Annotated in this window: 17 protein-coding genes; 8 read left to right on the top strand and 9 right to left on the bottom strand. The window is 68.7% G+C overall.

Annotation, left to right across the window (positions count from 1 at the left end; all coding sequences use genetic code 11):
* Nucleotides 1-188: 188 nt before the first annotated feature.
* A complete protein-coding gene (locus tag HPO96_RS37930) occupies nucleotides 189-707 on the top strand; it encodes an AAA family ATPase (RefSeq protein WP_337796509.1) in 519 nt (172 codons plus the stop codon).
* On the opposite strand, the gene HPO96_RS04790 is transcribed toward HPO96_RS37930, so the two are convergent.
* On the bottom strand, nucleotides 694-1335 hold the full coding sequence (locus HPO96_RS04790; RefSeq protein ID WP_171671302.1) for a TetR/AcrR family transcriptional regulator C-terminal domain-containing protein: 642 nt from the start codon (nucleotides 1333-1335) through the stop codon (nucleotides 694-696). The genes HPO96_RS37930 and HPO96_RS04790 overlap by 14 nt on opposite strands.
* Nucleotides 1336-1426: 91 nt before the next feature.
* Here HPO96_RS04790 and HPO96_RS04795 point away from each other — a divergent pair, with 91 nt between their 5' ends.
* The gene (locus tag HPO96_RS04795; protein ID WP_171671304.1) at nucleotides 1427-2398 is read left to right on the top strand and encodes an NAD(P)-dependent alcohol dehydrogenase; all 972 of its coding nucleotides are present in this window, start codon (nucleotides 1427-1429) and stop codon (nucleotides 2396-2398) included.
* A gap of 90 nt (nucleotides 2399-2488) precedes the next feature.
* Nucleotides 2489-3622, top strand: coding sequence for a DNA polymerase III subunit beta (gene dnaN / locus HPO96_RS04800; RefSeq protein WP_171671305.1), 1134 nt, complete (start codon nucleotides 2489-2491; stop codon nucleotides 3620-3622).
* Here dnaN and HPO96_RS04805 read toward each other — a convergent pair.
* On the bottom strand, nucleotides 3619-4473 hold the full coding sequence (locus HPO96_RS04805; RefSeq protein ID WP_171671306.1) for an alpha/beta fold hydrolase: 855 nt from the start codon (nucleotides 4471-4473) through the stop codon (nucleotides 3619-3621). The two genes, dnaN and HPO96_RS04805, sit on opposite strands and share 4 nt — an antisense overlap.
* A gap of 87 nt (nucleotides 4474-4560) precedes the next feature.
* On the opposite strand from HPO96_RS04805, the gene HPO96_RS04810 reads away from it, so the two are divergent.
* From HPO96_RS04810 to HPO96_RS04830, 5 genes are all read left to right on the top strand, one after another.
* Nucleotides 4561-5532 (top strand): LysR family transcriptional regulator, encoded by a 972-nt coding sequence (locus HPO96_RS04810; RefSeq protein WP_171671308.1) that lies wholly within the window; start codon nucleotides 4561-4563, stop codon nucleotides 5530-5532.
* 45 nt (nucleotides 5533-5577) lie between these two features.
* Entirely contained in the window at nucleotides 5578-6738 is a 1161-nt protein-coding gene (locus HPO96_RS04815; protein WP_171671309.1) for an NAD-dependent formate dehydrogenase, read from the top strand.
* A gap of 103 nt (nucleotides 6739-6841) precedes the next feature.
* A complete protein-coding gene (locus HPO96_RS04820; protein WP_171671311.1) occupies nucleotides 6842-7003 on the top strand; it encodes a hypothetical protein in 162 nt (53 codons plus the stop codon).
* Nucleotides 7004-7137: 134 nt separating this feature from the next.
* On the top strand, nucleotides 7138-7893 hold the full coding sequence (locus tag HPO96_RS04825) for a GntR family transcriptional regulator (protein WP_171671312.1): 756 nt from the start codon (nucleotides 7138-7140) through the stop codon (nucleotides 7891-7893).
* Nucleotides 7894-8472, top strand: coding sequence for an acyltransferase (locus HPO96_RS04830; protein ID WP_171671314.1), 579 nt, complete (start codon nucleotides 7894-7896; stop codon nucleotides 8470-8472).
* Here the strand turns inward: HPO96_RS04830 and HPO96_RS04835 are convergent.
* The 7 genes from HPO96_RS04835 to HPO96_RS04865 all read right to left on the bottom strand — a co-directional run bounded on the left by HPO96_RS04835 (nucleotide 8453) and on the right by HPO96_RS04865 (nucleotide 16270).
* Complete coding sequence (locus HPO96_RS04835) at nucleotides 8453-8719, bottom strand: hypothetical protein (protein WP_171671315.1); 267 nt, start codon at nucleotides 8717-8719, stop codon at nucleotides 8453-8455. The two genes, HPO96_RS04830 and HPO96_RS04835, sit on opposite strands and share 20 nt — an antisense overlap.
* Nucleotides 8716-8886 (bottom strand): hypothetical protein, encoded by a 171-nt coding sequence (locus HPO96_RS04840; protein WP_171671317.1) that lies wholly within the window; start codon nucleotides 8884-8886, stop codon nucleotides 8716-8718. The genes HPO96_RS04835 and HPO96_RS04840 overlap by 4 nt, the downstream gene beginning before the upstream one ends.
* 82 nt (nucleotides 8887-8968) lie before the next feature.
* Nucleotides 8969-9502, bottom strand: coding sequence for a hypothetical protein (locus HPO96_RS04845; RefSeq protein ID WP_171671318.1), 534 nt, complete (start codon nucleotides 9500-9502; stop codon nucleotides 8969-8971).
* Nucleotide 9503: 1 nt separating this feature from the next.
* On the bottom strand, nucleotides 9504-11003 hold the full coding sequence (locus tag HPO96_RS04850) for an Nramp family divalent metal transporter (RefSeq protein WP_171671320.1): 1500 nt from the start codon (nucleotides 11001-11003) through the stop codon (nucleotides 9504-9506).
* Nucleotides 11004-11070: 67 nt separating this feature from the next.
* Complete coding sequence (locus HPO96_RS04855) at nucleotides 11071-13215, bottom strand: acetate--CoA ligase family protein (RefSeq protein WP_171671322.1); 2145 nt, start codon at nucleotides 13213-13215, stop codon at nucleotides 11071-11073.
* A 32-nt stretch (nucleotides 13216-13247) separates the two neighbouring features.
* Nucleotides 13248-14474: a formyl-CoA transferase gene (gene frc, locus HPO96_RS04860; protein WP_171671323.1), complete on the bottom strand. Its 1227-nt coding sequence runs from the start codon at nucleotides 14472-14474 to the stop codon at nucleotides 13248-13250.
* A gap of 86 nt (nucleotides 14475-14560) precedes the next feature.
* Entirely contained in the window at nucleotides 14561-16270 is a 1710-nt protein-coding gene (locus HPO96_RS04865; protein WP_171671325.1) for a thiamine pyrophosphate-binding protein, read from the bottom strand.
* Nucleotides 16271-16291 lie beyond the last annotated feature (21 nt).

Here is a 16291-nt window from a genome sequence, read left to right on the forward strand (position 1 = left end):
CCGGAGGCGGAGTGACTGCTCCCTCTCAGGCTTTTCCCAGGGAGTTCTTAGCAGTATCAAGGGGCGTGCGGGGGAACTCGTTCGTCCAACAGGTACTTGTTGGGCGATGGGAGGGCACTGCGGTGGTTGCTGCGCACCTGGCCGTTGTTGGGGCCGAAGAGGAAATCCGATACTCGGGGGACTCTGTCGTGGTGCTGGCAGGGATCCCGGGCGCCGGTAAGAGCACGTTGTTACGGAGGCTGTACCCGGACGGCGCGGACCACGGCGGCGTCCGGGTCTTCGACTCCGAGCGGTTGCGCGCGAAGTGGATGCGCGTGCTCGGCGTCGTCCCCTACGCCTACTGGCGTCCGCTGCTGCACCTGACGTACTACGCGCAGGTGTTCACCGCGATGCGCAGCGGCCCGATGGTGATCCACGACTGCGCCACGCGGCCGTGGGTACGCCGGATGCTCGGCTGGCGGGCCAAACGCGCCGGGCTGCCGCTGCACCTGATCCTGATCGACGTCCCCGGCGAGGTGGCCCGGGACGGGCAGTGGGCGCGTGGTCGCGTCGTCCGGACCAGCAGCATGGAGACGCACTGCCGCAGGTGGCCGCGGCTCCTCGAGAAGGCAGCCGCGGATCCGGGCAGCGTCGTACCGGGGGCGCGGTCGGCGATCGTGCTGAGCCGGCGCCAGGCCGGTCTGCTGAAGGCGATCAGGTTCCGCTGAGCTTGCGCTCCAGGCCGTCGAGGACGATGTCGAGCCCGTACTCGAAGTCCTCGACGCGCCCGGACTGCATCACGTGCGAGATGATCCGGACGACGTGCGGGAACTGCTCCGGATCCAGACCGCTGACGACCTGGGCCGACACGTCCGGCGCGGCCTCGATCGCGAACGGCAGACTCACCTCCTGGAGCGTGAAGCCGTAGAGGTGGCTGTCGAGGGTGTGCCACGCGTCCAGCGCGCCCTCGACCGTGAAACCACCCTCGAGCAACCGCCCGAGCGTGGCGTCCAGGTACTTCGTCATCCCCGGCCCGATCGTGAACCGGGACATGATCTGCATCGCCGCCCACGGATGCGCGACCAGGACCTCGTGCGCCGAGATGGACCGGCGGCGCATCGCCTCCTTCCACGGCGTCCCGCTCGGCGGTACGTCGATATCGGTCAGCACCAGGTCGACGATCGCGTCCAGCAGGTCGCTCTTGTTCCGGACGTGGTTGTAGAGCGACATCGCCTCGATCCCGAGCTCGTGACCGAGTTTGCGCATGCTGAGCGCGTCCAGGCCGTCGCGGTCGGCCAGCGCGACCGCGGCCCGCAGCACACGCTCCCGGTTGAGGGGGTCGCCACGCGGTGTCATCCATGTCTCTCTTCCTGCCTGGACCGAATCGCTCGACATCATATAACTTACGCCGTAAGCTTACGCTGTAAGTACGGCAAGGGGGATGAGGATGCTGGCGATTACACAGGATCGGTACGGCGACAGCGGGGTGCTCGCGCTGCGGGACGTCGAGGTGCCGGTCCCGGCCGCGGACGAGGTCGTGGTGGAGGTTCGCGCGGCCGGGGTCGACCGCGGCGTGTGGCACCTGATGACCGGGCTGCCGTACCCCGTGCGCCTGGCGGGGTACGGCGTCCGCGCACCGAAGAACAAGGTGCCGGGGATGGATCTGGCCGGGGTGGTCAGCGCCGTCGGCGCCGACGTCACGCGGTTCCGGCCGGGTGACGAGGTGTACGGGATCGGCGCCGGCGCGTTCGCGGAGTACGCGCGGGTGCTGGAGCGGAAGCTGGCGCCGATGCCGAAGAACCTGACCTTCGAGCAGGCGGCCGTTGTGCCGATCTCGGCGCTGACCGCGCTCCAGGCGGTCCGCGACGGCGCCGGCGTCAACGTCGGGGACCGCGTGCTGATCATCGGCGCGTCGGGCGGGGTGGGCAGTTATGCGGTCCAGATCGCGGAGTCGTACGGCGCCGAGGTCACCGGGGTCTGCAGTGGCGGGAAGGCCGACATCGTGCGCTGGCTGGGGGCGCACCAGGTGCTCGACTACCGCACCGACGACTTCACGGCGTACGGCCCGTTCGACGCGATCCTCGACATCAACGGGAACGCGTCACTGCGCCGGCTGCGGAAGGCGCTGACGCCGAACGGCACCTTGGTCATCGTCGGGGGTGAGAACGGCGGCCGCTGGCTGGGGGGCAACGACCGCCAGTTGCGGGCGATGTTGTGGTCTCCGTTCATCGGGCAGCGGCTGCGGCCGTTCCTGAACTCGGAGAACCACATCGACCTGCAGGCGATGACCGAGCTGATCGAGACCGGGCAGGTGGTCCCGATCATCGGCCGGGCGTTCCCGCTGGCCGAGGCGGCCGACGCGATCCGCTACCTGACCGAGGGTCGCGCCCGCGGGAAGGTGGTGATCTCGGTGGTCTGATCCGGACGCCGCGGCCCCCGCCCGGACCGGGTCGCGGAAACTGTCGGTGGCGCCTGATTGAGTCGAACCTCGCGATCGGGAGGGGTGACCGTGAAGGTTCGAGTGGGGCGTGACGTGCTGGCCGAAGCGGTCGGCTGGGTGGCGAGGGGGCTGCCGGCCAGGCCGAGCGTGCCGATCCTGTCCGGGATGGTCGTCGAGGCGGCCGACGGGCAGCTGACGCTGTCCGGGTTCGATTACGAAAGCTCGACACAGGTCAGTGTTCCGGCCGAAGTGGGGGACGACGGCCGGGTCCTGGTGTCGGGGCGGTTGCTGGCGGGCATCTGCCGGAGCATGCCGCGGGACACCGTGGAGCTGAGCATGGTGGGGGCTCGGGTCCAGGTATCCAGCGGCGGCTCCCGGTTCATGCTGCAAACGCTGCCGCTGGGGGAATACCCGTCGCTGCCGGAGCTGCCGGCCGCCGGCGGGGTGGTGAGCGGCGAGGTGCTCGCGCGGTCGGTCACGCAGGTGGTGACCGCCGCGGGGCGGGACGACACCTTGCCGGTCTTCACGGGGGTGAAGGTGGAGATCCGTGGGCCGGTGATCACGTTACTGGCCACGGATCGCTACCGCCTGGCCGTCCGCTCCTTCGAGTGGGCGCCGGCCGATCCGGAGCTCGAAGCGGATGCGCTGGTTCCGGCGAAGCTGCTCGCGGAGCTGGCCAAGACGATGGCCGGCCACGACGTCACCCTCGCGCTCGGCTCAACTCGTACAGGGGACGGGTTGATCGGGTTCGAGGGTGCCGGGCGGCGGGCGACGAGCCGGCTGATCGACGGCGAGTTCCCCAAGGTGCGGAAGCTGATCCCGGCGCCGGCCGCGATCGCCAGCAGCGTCACGGTTCCGGTCGCGGCGCTGGTCGAAGCGGTCAAACGCGTCTCGCTGGTCGCCGAGCGGACGTCGCCGGTCCGCATCACCTTCGAGGAGGGTACGGCGACGCTGCGGGCCGGCAGCGGCGAGGAGGCCGAAGCTTCCGAACCGGTCGAGATCACCCTCACCGGCGAGCCGATCGCCACCGGCTTCAACCCGGCCTACCTCCTTGAAGCCCTCGGCGCCCTCGGCACACCGCTGGCCCGCCTCGACTTCACCCACCCGACCAAACCGGTCAACCTGACCGGCCTGCGCGCCCCCGACGACGAGTCCGCGGGCGCCTCGGCGTACATCGTGGTCCCGATGCGGGTGGCGGGTTAGCCCATCCAGCCCGCGAGTGCGCGGAGCAGGGTCTCCGGCGGGATCGTATGGAAGGGCCCGTCGTGGCCTTGAAGGGTCGCGTTCGGCAGCGCCGCTGCGGTCTGCCGAACCGACTCCTGGAACCACTCCGGGCTGCCGTTGCTGTACAGAGCGAGCGTCGGCGTCTCGATCGATGCCAGCAGCTCCGTCGGCAGCGAGCTGTCCCCCATCTGCAGCGTGTCGTAGACCAGCGTCGGCGCCATCGCCTCCAGCCCGGCCCACATCGGCGTCTGCCGAAGTTGCTCCACAGCCTCCTGTGGCTGCCCCACCGCCTCGACCATGAACAGCTCCGCCGCTCGGCCGCGCTCCCCCGCCGCCACGAACTCTCGCAGCCGCTCGAGATACCGCTCGGGCGCCGGCGGCGCGCCCTCGATCCGGAACGGCGGCTCCACCACCGCCAATCGCTCGAACGCCGCCCCGGATTGCAGCAACACCATCACTCCGGACGAGAACGCACAGGCGAACCGCGCCCCGGTCGCCGCGCGCACCGCCTCCAGGTCTTCCCACTCCCGCTCGAACGAATACGTCGTACTGTCACCCGAATCGCCCCGGCCGCGCCGGTCGTAGTTCACCACCGTGAACGCGCGGGACAGCACCTCGGCGTACTCCGAGAAGTACGACCGCGCCGTGAACGCACCCGCGATCAGCACCAACCCCGGCCCGCTCCCGGTGACGTCGTACGCGATCTCGGTGCCGTCCTTGGACGTGACCTTCTCCATCTCCAGACCTTCCTGCTGAACGAACTCGCTTCCTGCCCAGGCGTCGAGCGAGCAGCCGCCGGCGCGACAGACCAGGGCTGTGACCTGGGTCACATTACGGCGAGCCCTACCGATAGGCGGGGCCGATCACTACAGTTGGATTATGTATACAGACGACTGGTATCCCGTAGGCGGAACCCGATGCTGCTGAGGCAGCTGGAGTACCTGGTGGCGCTGGCCCGGGAGAAGCATTTCGCGCGGGCCGCGGGGGCTTGTTACGTCTCGCAGCCGTCGTTGTCGGCGGCGATCCGCAAGCTCGAGCAGGAGCTCGACGTGCCGATCGTACGGCGGGGTCGGCGGTTCGAGGGGCTGACGCCGGAGGGTGAGCGGGTGCTGTTGTGGGCGCAGCGCATCCTCGCCGAGCAGGATGCGTTGCGGCACGAGCTGTCGGTCTTGCGCGGCGGCCTGACCGGCACGCTGCGGCTCGGCGCGATCCCGACCGCGATGCCGGTCATCTCGTTGCTGACAACGCCGTTCTGCGAGCGGCACGCCAACGCGCGGGTGACGATCGAGTCGCTGTCGTCGCGCGACATCACCCACAAGCTGGCCGAGTTCGATCTCGACGTCGCGATGACCTATCTGGACGACGACACGCTCGGCCAGGTGCGCAAGACGCCGCTGTACGAAGAGCGCTACCTGCTGCTCACCCCACAGCACTCCCCGCTCGCCGAGTTGCCGATGGCAACATGGGCGCAGGTCTCCGAGCTGCCGCTCTGCCTACTGTCTCCGGATATGCGCAATCGCCGAATCATGAACAGCTACTTCACCGACGACGGCGTCACCGCGCATCCCGCGATCGAGAGCGACACGGTCTCCGGTCTCTACAGCCACCTGCACGGCAACCACTGGTCGACAGTGATTTCCCATGCCTGGCTGCACATGTTCGGCGTCCCGGACGGCATGCGCGTCGTCCCACTGAAGGGCCCGGACCACGGCCCGCGCGTCGGCCTGGTGATCGCCGCGCGGAGCCCGGAGCCGGTGCTCGCCCGGGCGCTCCTGGACGTCGCGCGCCAGGCCGGCGTCCACAAAGCCCTCGACGATCTGCTCGACGTCCACTTGATGGGCGCCGGCTATCACGCCATACAGAGCAAGTCTTTGACCGTCGGCACCTGACGGCGGGACCGTGGAATCACCTTCCAGACAAGGAGATTCCACATCATGGCGAAGATCCTCTGCGTGCTGTACGACGACCCGACGACCGGCTACCCGAGGTCGTACGCCCGCGACGGCGTACCGGTGATCACGAGCTATCCCGGCGGCCAGACCGCGCCCACGCCGAAGGCGATCGACTTCACCCCGGGCGCGCTGCTCGGCAGCGTCTCGGGTGAGCTCGGCCTGCGCAGCTTCCTGGAGAGCCAGGGACACACGCTGGTCGTCACGTCGGACAAGGAAGGTGACGGCTCGGTTCTCGATCGCGAACTCCCCGACACCGATGTGGTGATCTCGCAACCGTTCTGGCCGGCCTATCTGACGGCGGAGCGGATCGCGAAGGCGCCGAATCTCAAGCTCGCCATCACCGCCGGCATCGGCTCCGACCACGTCGACCTGGACGCCGCCGTCCAGCACGGCGTGACCGTTGCCGAGGTCACCTTCAGCAACAGCATCAGCGTCGCCGAGCACGTGGTGATGATGATCCTCGGGCTGGTCCGCAACTACATCCCGTCGTACCAGGTCGTCATCGACGGCGGGTGGAACATCGCCGACTGCGTCGCCCGCTCGTACGACCTCGAAGGGATGCACGTCGGCACGGTCGCGGCCGGCCGGATCGGTACGGCGGTGCTGCGGCGGCTCGCGCCGTTCGACGTGAACCTGCACTACACCGACCGGCATCGCCTGCCCGAGTCGGTCGAGCGCGAGCTCAACCTGACCTTCCACCCGAGCGCGGCCGACATGGTCCCGCACTGCGACGTCGTCACGATCAACGCGCCCCTGCACCCGGAGACGGAGGGGCTCTTCGGCGCGAAGCTGCTCGCGACGATGAAGCGCGGCGCCTACCTGATCAACACCGCGCGGGCGAAGATCGCCGACCGGGACGCGATCGTCCAGGCACTGGAGAGCGGTCAGCTCGCCGGATACGCCGGCGACGTCTGGTACCCGCAGCCCGCGCCGGCCGATCACCCCTGGCGGACGATGCCGCATCACGGCATGACGCCGCACATCTCCGGCTCGTCGCTGTCCGCCCAGGCCCGGTACGCCGCGGGCACCCGGGAGATCCTCGAGTCGTGGTTCGCGGGGACGCCGATCCGCGACGAGTACCTGATTGTTGACGGCGGGCGACTGGCGGGTACCGGAGCGCATTCGTATTCGACGCGCATGTAAGCAGCATCACGTGAGACGCGGGCATAACCGGCCAGTACACCTGGTTCAATGTATACAGAAGCCAGAATTCAAGGAAGCTCCCCCGGGAGCAGGAAGGAAAGCAATGATTTTCACCCGTAGGTTCGGTGCTCTGGCGGCGCGCCCGCAGTTCCCGGATGCCCCGGAGCTGCAGCATGAGCTGAACACCCCCGTGGACCTGGACGCCGAGCTCGCCCAACTGACCGAGACGGACGAGCGTCGGCACGCCGACGAGTCGGCCGCGTAAGCGACCGGCCTGAGCGATCGACCCCAAGGCTGCGAAAAGAACCAACTATGTACGGTCATGGCACTTGGTAGACTGTCTACCAAGTGCCATGCTGTTGCTCCAGAGGTGTCACAGCGAGAACCGGGAAGGACCTCATGACCACGATCAGCGCAGGCCAAGGGGCGGGGACCGAACCGGCTGGAGTGCGGCATGTGAAGCGGCCGCAGCCGTTGCGCGAGTCGGTCTACGAGGCGCTCACCGAGATGATCATCGACGGCACACTGGAGCGCGGCCGGCACCTCGTCGAGGTCGAGCTGGCCGGCATGCTCGGCGTCTCCCGGCAGCCGGTTCGCGAGGCCCTGCAGCGGCTGAACAACGAAGGCTGGGTCGACCTGCGGCCCGGTTTCGGCGCGATGGTCCACGTCCCCGCGGAAGATGAGGTCGACCAGTTGCTCGCGGCCCGCGCCGCCCTGGAGTCGGAGTCCGCGCGCCTCGCCGCGCGGCATGCCACCAAGGAGGATCTGGCCAAGCTCAAGGAGCTGTGCAAGGTCGGTACGGCGTACCACGAGGCCGGTGACACCGACGGCGCTGTCCGGACGAACGGCGAGCTGCACAGCTTCATCACGCAGATGTCGGGCAACCGGTTCCTGATGGACTTCGCAGCCCAGGTCGACCGCCGCGTCCGCTGGTACTACACGCCGCTGGCGCCCGTCCGCGGCGCGGCCTCGTGGCGTGAGCACAGCCGGCTGGTCAAGGCCATCTCCGAGGGCGACGAGGACAAGTCGGCCCAGATCATGCGTGAGCACACCGAGCACACCCGCAAGGCCTACCACGACCTGCGCGCCGAGCAGGGGCCTGCCGAGACCCCGGCCGAGCCGGATGGCCCGCGCCGCCGACGCCGTACGCCGTAGGTGAAGCTCAAGCTCTGGGTGCAGAAGTGGCGCTGGTACGAGCGCAACTCGCTGCCCTGGAACCGGGCGCGGATCCACTGGGAGCTGATGCGCCGGGAGGCGTTCGCGCGCTGGCCGCTGCAGGGCAATGTGCTGGCGGCCCTCCGCGACGGGCGGCTCGAGATCGGCGCCCACGCGCACCTCGAGCCCAACGTCTGGATCACCGTCGGCGACGACGCCAAGGTCCGGATCGGCGCGGGAACCTTCCTCAACATCGCCGTCATGGTCGCGGCCCTGGACGAGGTCGAGATCGGCGCGCACTGCATGCTCGCCAACGGCTGTTTCGTCACCGATTCCAACCACCGCTTCGACGACCCCGACCGCCCGGTCCCCTGGCAAGGCTTCACCTCCAAGGGCCCGACCCGGATCGGCGACAACGTCTGGCTCGGCGCGAACGTCGTCGTCACCAGCGGCGTCACCATCGGCGAGCGCTGCGTCATCGGCGCCAACAGCGTCGTCACCCACGACATCCCGCCCTACTCCATCGCCGCCGGCGCCCCGGCAAAGGTCCTCCGCACGATCACGTACGCGGAGGACTGACGCCCTGCCGGCGCGCCCGCAGCCGGAGCGCGACACCGACGGCCACCACCAGCGGCAACGCCGCCACGCAGCCGACCTTGAGCACGTCGTTGTCGAGCGCCAGCCCGAGGATCAGTAGCCCGAGCAAGCCGTAGAACAGGTTGCCGTACCAGGTGCCGATGACGTGCCGATCGAACACCACTAGGTGCACGACGACGGCAATCACGAACGGCAGAACCAGCCACCAGGACTCCAGCACGCTCGTCATGGGCGGGCGCGGACCAGTTTGTAGGTGCCGATGGTGAGATTGACGAGGCCTGCGCCCAGCAGGATGAGGGGCGAGTAGCCGAAGAAGCTGGTATCGGTGGCGAAGAGGACGACGGCGGCGAGCACCGCGAGGGCGCCGGGAGCCATCGACAGCCATAGGCGGTTCATGGGCCCGATTGTCGCCGACGGACGGGGCAGGCGCCCGCCCGCAGACCGGGAGGGGGCTGCGGGCGGGCGGCAGGGGAACGGGCTAGGCGACGCGTTTTTTGCGGCCGCGGCCGGTGGCGGCTTTGCGGGCCTCCAGGGCTGCGGCGAGGTGGGCGTACTGCTCGACCGTACGGCGGGCGTAGCGGTTGTGGGGCAGGATACGGGGCCACCAGTGGCGGCCGAGTTGTTCGTGCATCCAGAGGAAGCCGATCGCGAAGCCCATGCTGATCAGGGCCCGGAAGGCGAGGAACTTCCAGGGCTCCGGCGGGAGGCCGGGGCTGCCCGCGATCGCCCACTCGGTGACGATCGCGTGCGCCATCAGGGCGAGTGGGAACGCGATCACCCAGTAGACCGCCGCCGGCGCGAACACTCCGGCGGGGACTTTGCCGAAGGCCATCAGGGCGGCGTACCCGGCGCCGAACAGCAGGAGCGGGACGCCGAGACCGAGCCCGGTCACGACCGCCGTGCCGAACGGCTGGCCGGCGATCGAGCCGAGGATGCCGGCCACCACCCCGGCCGCGACGCCCACCGTCGCGGCCGGAGCGCAGAACTCCGCGAGTTGCTTCAGCTCGGACATGTCAGCCCACTGCCACGCCGAAGCGGAAGAGGCAGTAGAACAACATGCCCAGGTAGAACACCGCGCCGAAGCCGATGATCGCGTTCCGCACCGGGCCGGGACGGATCTTCTTGGGCAGCAGCTTGTTGTTCACCAGGAGCAACACGATGCAGTAGGCGCCCATCGCGAACGTGGACAGGAAGGCCAGCGTGTCCAGGATCCCGGCCGGGCCGTCGGCCGGGCCGAACAGCAGGATCAGGATGCCGAAGACGATCACGCCCCACAGGAACCCGGCGTACAGCCGCGACATCGAGAACCGCTTCGCGCCGGGCACGAAGTAGTACGTCATGTCCGCCTGGCCACGGGAGAACGAGTCGAACAGGCCGAGGGTCGCGTTCAGGCCGATCAGCGCGATGAACGCGAAGAACAGCGTGCCCAGGATCGGCGAGCCGGCCGAGGCGAACGCGTCGGACATCGCCTTCAGCGCCGCTTCCCGGTCACCGCCCTCGATCAGCGAGGCGACGTTCGGGTTCGTCCGGGCCGCCGACATGGCCAGCACGGTGAACGAGATCGTCACCAGCATCGTGATACCCCAGAAGAGCAGCAGCGCGTCGAACGTCACCCACTTGCGCCAGCCCTTCCACTTGGCCATCTCCGCCGGGTCCTCGGTGTCGAACATGAAACCCCGCGACGGCATCGACTCAGCCTCGCCGGCCGACCGCAGCCCGCGGATCTTCGGGATGTGCGCGCCCATCCCGGCGCCGCTGTCGCGCAGCTGCAGCGTGTACCACATCTGCTGCATACCGGACGGCCCCGCGAACGCGATCGAGCCGACCACGACCGGGAACCAGGCCGCCGTCATCGCCTCCTGCGGGAAGAAGCCGACCGCGAACATCCCGGAGACCGTCCGGGCCAGGTCGTCCCAGCTGCCGACGATCGCCGCGATCACCGACGTCCCGACGACCAGGAAGCCGATCAGCAGACCGAGCAGCTTCTCCAGGAAGTTGTAGATGACCGACAGCAGACTGAACAGCACACCGACGAACACCAGAGCCACGCACGCGGTGATCTGCCAGGGTATTCCGGTCACTTCCTCGAACGCGGCGGCGCCGGCCGACAGATGGCCGGGCCACATGTAGATCAGGATCGCCGCGACGTAGAAGAACCACATCAACGGTTTGAAGATCCGGGCGGCGCCGAAGAAGATGCTCTCCCCGGTCGCCATCGCGTACCGGGCCATCTCCAGCAGGACGAACGCCTGCAGCGTGACGCCGACCATGAACAGCCAGCGGATGTCCGGCCCGAAGACCAGCACCAGCCGCGGCCACATGTACGACTCCCCCATCCCCACGCCCAGCGCGACCAGGAACACGGTCGGGCCGAGGATGTGGATGGACGGCGGCGCGTCCGGCAGTTTCCGGATCGGCATCGGCTCCAGCCGGCCGGCCTTCCAGACCTTCTCGGTGACGGCCGCCGCGGCGGGCTCGTCGGGCACTTCTGAGGTCTTGCTTGTGACGTCCAAGGCGGACTCCTTAGATCGACGCCAGGCAAACTATTGATCGAACCCCCGCTGACCCAACCCCTCCTCCTTATGAGCCGAGCGGTCCCGCGTTGCGGGCCCAGCGGTACTTGGCGCCGAGCACCTGGACCGGTGTCTCGGTGGTGTACGGATATGCGACCACGCCGTGGTCGAACAGGTACTGGGCGGCCTCCTCGACCTCGACGTCACCCGACAGCGATGCGACGACGGGTTTGTCGATGCCCTGGGCCCGGTACTCCTCGACCACCTCGGCGACCAGCTTCGCGAACACCATCGGCGGTGTCACGATCGTGTGCCAGTAACCGAGGATCAGCGCATGGATCCGCTCGTCGGTGAGCCCGAGCGCGATCGTGTTCCGGTACGTCGACGGCGGCTCGCCCCCGGTGATGTCGACCGGGTTGCCGGCCGCACCGAACGGCGGGATGAACTTGCGGAAGGCCGCGTCCAGGTCGTCGGGGATGTCCATCAGCGTCAGCCCGGCGTCCACGCAGGCGTCCGAGAGCAGGACGCCGGAGCCGCCGGCACCGGTGATGATGACGACGTTCTCACCCTTCGGGGTCGGCAGCAGCGGGATGCCCCGGGCGTACTGGAGCATCTCGTTCAGCCCCGGGGCCCGGACGACGCCGCTCTGCCGGAGGATGTCGTCGTACACCTTGTCGTTACCGGCCAGGGCGCCGGTGTGCGAGCTGGCCGCCCGCGCGCCCAGATCCGTCCGGCCGGCCTTCAGCACGACGACCGGCTTCTTCTTGGAGACCCGCGCCGCCGTCTCGGCGAACGCCCGGCCGTCTTTGAGATCCTCAAGGTGCATGGCGATCAGGTTGGTGTTGTCGTCGTTCTCGAAGAACGTCAGGAGGTCATCCTCGTCGATGTCGGCCTTGTTGCCTACCCCAACGATCGCGGAGACGCCCATCCGGCTGGACCGGCTGAATCCGAGGATCGCCATCCCGATTCCGCCCGACTGTGATGAGAGCGCTACCGAGCCGCGGACGTCGTACGGCGTGCAGAACGTCGCGCAGAGACTCTCCGGCAGGTAGTAGTAGCCGTAGATGTTCGGCCCGAGGATCCGGACGTCGTGTTTGCGGGCGATCGCGACGACCTCGTCCTGGAGCTCGTGCTCCCCGGTCTCGGCGAACCCGGACGGGATCAGGATCGCGCCCGCCACGCCCTTCGCGCCGCACTGCTCGAGCGCGCCGCCGACGAACTTGGCCGGGACGGCGAACACCGCGACGTCCACATCGCCCGGGACGTCCAGGATCGACGGGAACGCCTTCAGCCCGAGGACCTCGCCGCCCTTGGGGTTGATCGGGTAGATGTCCCCGGCATACCCGCCGTTGACCAGGTTCTTCATCACCGAGTTGCCGATCTTGCCGTCCTCGTTGGACGCGCCGATCACGGCCACCGCACGCGGTTTCATGATCCGGGTCATCGCGGTCAGGATCTCGTCCTGGCTGTACCGCTCGACCTCCTTGCCGGCCTCGGCGTCCACGATGATCCGGAAGTCGACCGCGGTGGCGCCGTCCGGCCCGGCGAGCACCGGGTTCAGGTCCACCTCGGCGAACTGCGGGAAATCGGTGACCAGGTCGGACAACCGCTTGACCAGGTCACCGAGCGCATCCTTGTCCACCGGCTTGGCGCCGCGGACACCTTCGAGCATCTCGTGCGCGTCGATCCCGTCGATCATCTCCCGCGCCTCGGCGTCGTTCAGCGGCGCCAGCCGGAACGTCACGTCCTTCAGCACCTCGACCAGGACGCCGCCGAGTCCGAACGCGACCACCTTGCCGAAGGTCTGGTCGGTGACCGACCCGACGATCACCTCCTGGACGTCGCCGCCGGTGACCAGCATCTTCTGCACCTGGACGCCGGTGATGTCGGCGTCCGCCTTGTACGCCTTCGCGTTCGCGACGATCTGCTCGTACGCCGTCCGCGCCGCCGCCGCGCTGTCGACGCCGACGATCACCCCGCCGGCATCGGTCTTGTGCAGGATGTCCGGCGAGGAGATCTTGAGGACGACCGGGAAACCGATCTCGGCCGCGAGACCGGCTGCTCCCTCGGCAGTCGTGGCCAGCCCCTCACCCGGCGTCGGGATCCCGTACGCGTCCGCGACCAGCTTGGCCTCGGGCGCGCTCAGCGAGGTGCGGCCGTCCGCCAGAGCCTGGTCGAGGATGGTCCGGACTGCTGCCTTGTCATAGGTCATGCGATGGACTCCAATTCGCAAGAGAGGTGGCGTCAGACGACGCCGGCGGCCTTGAGTTCCTCGAGCTCGGCGGTGTCGATCCCGAGCGATCCGTAGACGGCGGAGTTGTGCTCACCGAGACCGGGTGAGGTCTCGATGTCGACGGCGGAGTCGGACAGCTTGATCGGGCAGCCGACGGTCTTGAACGAGCCGCGCTGCGGGTGCTCGACCTCGACGACCGCGCCGAGCGCGGCCAGCGTCTCGTCCTCGATCAGCTCCCGGGTGGACATGATCGGCCCGCACGGCACGTTCAGCGCGTTGAGCTTGTCCATCACCTCGAACTTGGTGTGCTGCTCGGTCCACTGCTCGATCAGCGCGAACATCTTGTCCAGCTTGTCGAGTCGCGCGGCCGGGGTGGCCCAGTCCGGATCCTCGGCCAGCTCGGGTTTGCCGATCAGCTCCGCGATCGGCGCCCAGCCCGGCGGCTGGACGATCACGTAGATGTAGTCGTTCGGCCCGCCGGGCGCCGTCCGGACCGCCCAGCCCGGCTGACCGCCGCCGGAGGCGTTCCCCGAGCGCGGCACCTCGGTGCCGAAGTTGTCGTTCGGGTACTCCTTGAGCGGGCCGTGCGTGAGCCGCTGCTGGTCGCGCAGCTTGACCCGGGTCAGGTTCAGCACGGCCTCCTGCATGGCGACCGAGACGCGCTGTCCCTTACCGGTGTGGGTGCGCTGGTAAAGCGCGGCGAGGATGCCGGCGACCAGGTGGATCCCGGTCCCGGAGTCGCCGATCTGCGCGCCGGTCGCGGTCGGCGGCCCCTCTTCGAAACCCGTGGTGCTCATCGCGCCGCCCATCGCCTGGGCGACCACCTCGTAGGCCTTGAAGTTCTCGTACCGGCCCGGGCCGAAGCCCTTGATCGAGGCGAAGATCAGCTCCGGGTTGAGCAGCTGCAGCCGCTCCCAGGTGAAGCCCATCCGGTCGATCGCGCCGGGCGCGAAGTTCTCCACCAGGACGTCGGAGTTCTTCACCAGGTCGGTGAAGATCTCCTTGCCGCGGTCGGACTTCATGTTCAGCGTGATGCTGCGCTTGTTGCAGTTCAGCATCGTGAAGTAGAGGCTGTCGACGTCCGGGAGGTCGCGCAGCTGCTGGCGGGTGATGTCTCCGGTCGGCGCCTCGAGTTTGATCACGTCGGCGCCGAGCCAGGCGAGGAGCTGGGTGCAAGAAGGTCCGGACTGGACGTGCGTCATATCCAGGACGCGGACACCGTCAAGAGCTCGTGTCATCCGCGTCGCTCCGCTCCGAGCGCGGCTGACACGCAAGTTACGCAGTGCTTGATGAATTCGCTTCGCTCATTCATGGGCGGTCTCCCCTACTTGTACATGGTCTGGTTCATGGTTCCGGGGGCGTACGCGTCCGGGTCGACCCAGACGTTGATCAGCGACGGCAGGCCGGACTCGCGGGCGCGCTGCATGGCGGGCCCGATGTCCTTGGGGTCGCGGACCTCCTCGCCGTAGCCGCCGAGGTGCCGCGCGAACTCGTCGTACTTGACGTCGCCGAGGGTGTTGCCGATCCGGCCGCGGTCGTGGCCGTACTTGGCCTCCTGGCCGTAGCGGATCTGGTTCATCGAGGAGTTGTTGCCGATCACCCCGACGAACGGGAGCTTGAAGCGGACCAGCGTCTCGAAGTCCCAGCCGGTCATCGAGAAGGCACCGTCGCCGAACAGCGCGACGACCTCCTTGTCCGGTCGCGCGTACTTCGCCGCGAGGACGAACGGGATACCGACGCCGAGGGTGCCGAGCGGGCCCGGGTCCATCCAGTGGCCGGGCGACTTGGGCTGGACGACGCCGCCGGAGAAGGTGACGATATCGCCGCCGTCGCCGATATAGATCGAGTCCTCGGTGAGGAACTCGTTGATCTCGTGCGCCAGCCGCAGCGGGTGGATCGGGTTCGCGTCGGACAGCTGGCGCGGCAACCGCTTCTGGTACGCCGCCTCCTCCTCCGCGCGCAGCTCCTTGAACCAGGCCTTGCGGTCGGCCTTGGCGAGCCGGCCCGACGCCGCCTGGGTGACCGCGGCCAGGATCGCGCCCGGGTCGCCGACCAGCCCGAGGTCGACATCGCGGTTCTTGCCGACGGTCCGGTAGTCCATGTCGATCTGGACGACGGTCGCCGACTTCGGCAGCCGGCGGCCGTAGCCCATCCGGAAGTCGAACGGCGTGCCGACGATCAGGATCAGGTCGGCGTTGTTGAACCCGTACCGCCGGGACAGGTGGAAGTGGTGCGGGTCACCGGGCGGCAGCGTGCCGCGGGCCGCGCCGTTCATGAACGCCGGTACGTCGAGCGCCCGGACGAACTCGGTCGCGGCGTCCGATCCGCGCGATGTCCAGACCTGGCCGCCGAGCAGCACGACCGGCTTCTCGGCCCGGACCAGCAGATCGGCCAGCGCCTCGATGGCCGCCGGGTCGCCGATGCTCTTGGTCGAGGCCCGGTAGTGGCCGGACTCCGGGATCGTCGCGGACTCCACCGGGACCGAGTTGTCCAGGATGTCGCGCGGGATCTCCAGGAACGACGGGCCGAGCGCGCCGTTGAAGGACTCGCGGAACGCCATCGAGACCATGTCGGCGGCCCGCGCGGTGTGCGGCACGGTCGCGGCGAACTTGGTGATCGGCGTCATCATGTCGACGTGCGGCAGGTCCTGCAGGGACCCCATCTTGTGCTGGTTCAGCGCGCCCTGGCCGCCGATCAGCAACATCGGGCTCTCGGCCCGGAACGCGTTCGCGACGCCCGTTACGGCGTTGGTGGTACCGGGGCCGGCGGTGACGACCGCGCAGCCGGGCTTACCGGTGATCCGCGCGTAGCCGTCGGCCGCGTGCGCGGCGACCTGCTCGTGCCGGACGTCGACCACCGCGATGCCCTCGTCGACGCAGCCGTCGTAGATGTCGATGATGTGCCCACCGCAGAGGGTGAAGATCACCTCGACTCCCTCGGCCTTCAGGGCCTTGGCGACCAGGTGACCGCCCGAGATGGTCTCCGGCTCCTTCACCTCTGCGACGGGTTGGGTCTCCGACACTGTCTGCGCCATCTGCAGTCATCTCCTCGGAAG

Source organism: Kribbella sandramycini, assembly GCF_013131805.1.
GTDB classification, from domain to species: Bacteria; Actinomycetota; Actinomycetes; order Propionibacteriales; family Kribbellaceae; genus Kribbella; species Kribbella sandramycini.

Excerpts from the sequence above, each read along its gene's own strand:
- HPO96_RS04820 (WP_171671311.1), top strand. The coding sequence starts at position 6,842 with ATGATTTTCACCCGTAGGTTCGGTGCTCTGGCGGCGCGCCCGCAGTTC.
- HPO96_RS04865 (WP_171671325.1), bottom strand. The coding sequence starts at position 16,270 with ATGGCGCAGACAGTGTCGGAGACCCAACCCGTCGCAGAGGTGAAGGAG.
- HPO96_RS04845 (WP_171671318.1), bottom strand. The coding sequence starts at position 9,502 with ATGTCCGAGCTGAAGCAACTCGCGGAGTTCTGCGCTCCGGCCGCGACG.
- HPO96_RS04840 (WP_171671317.1), bottom strand. The coding sequence starts at position 8,886 with ATGAACCGCCTATGGCTGTCGATGGCTCCCGGCGCCCTCGCGGTGCTC.
- HPO96_RS04835 (WP_171671315.1), bottom strand. The coding sequence starts at position 8,719 with ATGACGAGCGTGCTGGAGTCCTGGTGGCTGGTTCTGCCGTTCGTGATT.
- HPO96_RS04810 (WP_171671308.1), top strand. The coding sequence starts at position 4,561 with ATGCTGCTGAGGCAGCTGGAGTACCTGGTGGCGCTGGCCCGGGAGAAG.
- frc (WP_171671323.1), bottom strand. The coding sequence starts at position 14,474 with ATGACACGAGCTCTTGACGGTGTCCGCGTCCTGGATATGACGCACGTC.
- HPO96_RS04855 (WP_171671322.1), bottom strand. The coding sequence starts at position 13,215 with ATGACCTATGACAAGGCAGCAGTCCGGACCATCCTCGACCAGGCTCTG.
- HPO96_RS04795 (WP_171671304.1), top strand. The coding sequence starts at position 1,427 with ATGCTGGCGATTACACAGGATCGGTACGGCGACAGCGGGGTGCTCGCG.
- HPO96_RS04825 (WP_171671312.1), top strand. The coding sequence starts at position 7,138 with ATGACCACGATCAGCGCAGGCCAAGGGGCGGGGACCGAACCGGCTGGA.
- HPO96_RS04790 (WP_171671302.1), bottom strand. The coding sequence starts at position 1,335 with ATGACACCGCGTGGCGACCCCCTCAACCGGGAGCGTGTGCTGCGGGCC.
- HPO96_RS04815 (WP_171671309.1), top strand. The coding sequence starts at position 5,578 with ATGGCGAAGATCCTCTGCGTGCTGTACGACGACCCGACGACCGGCTAC.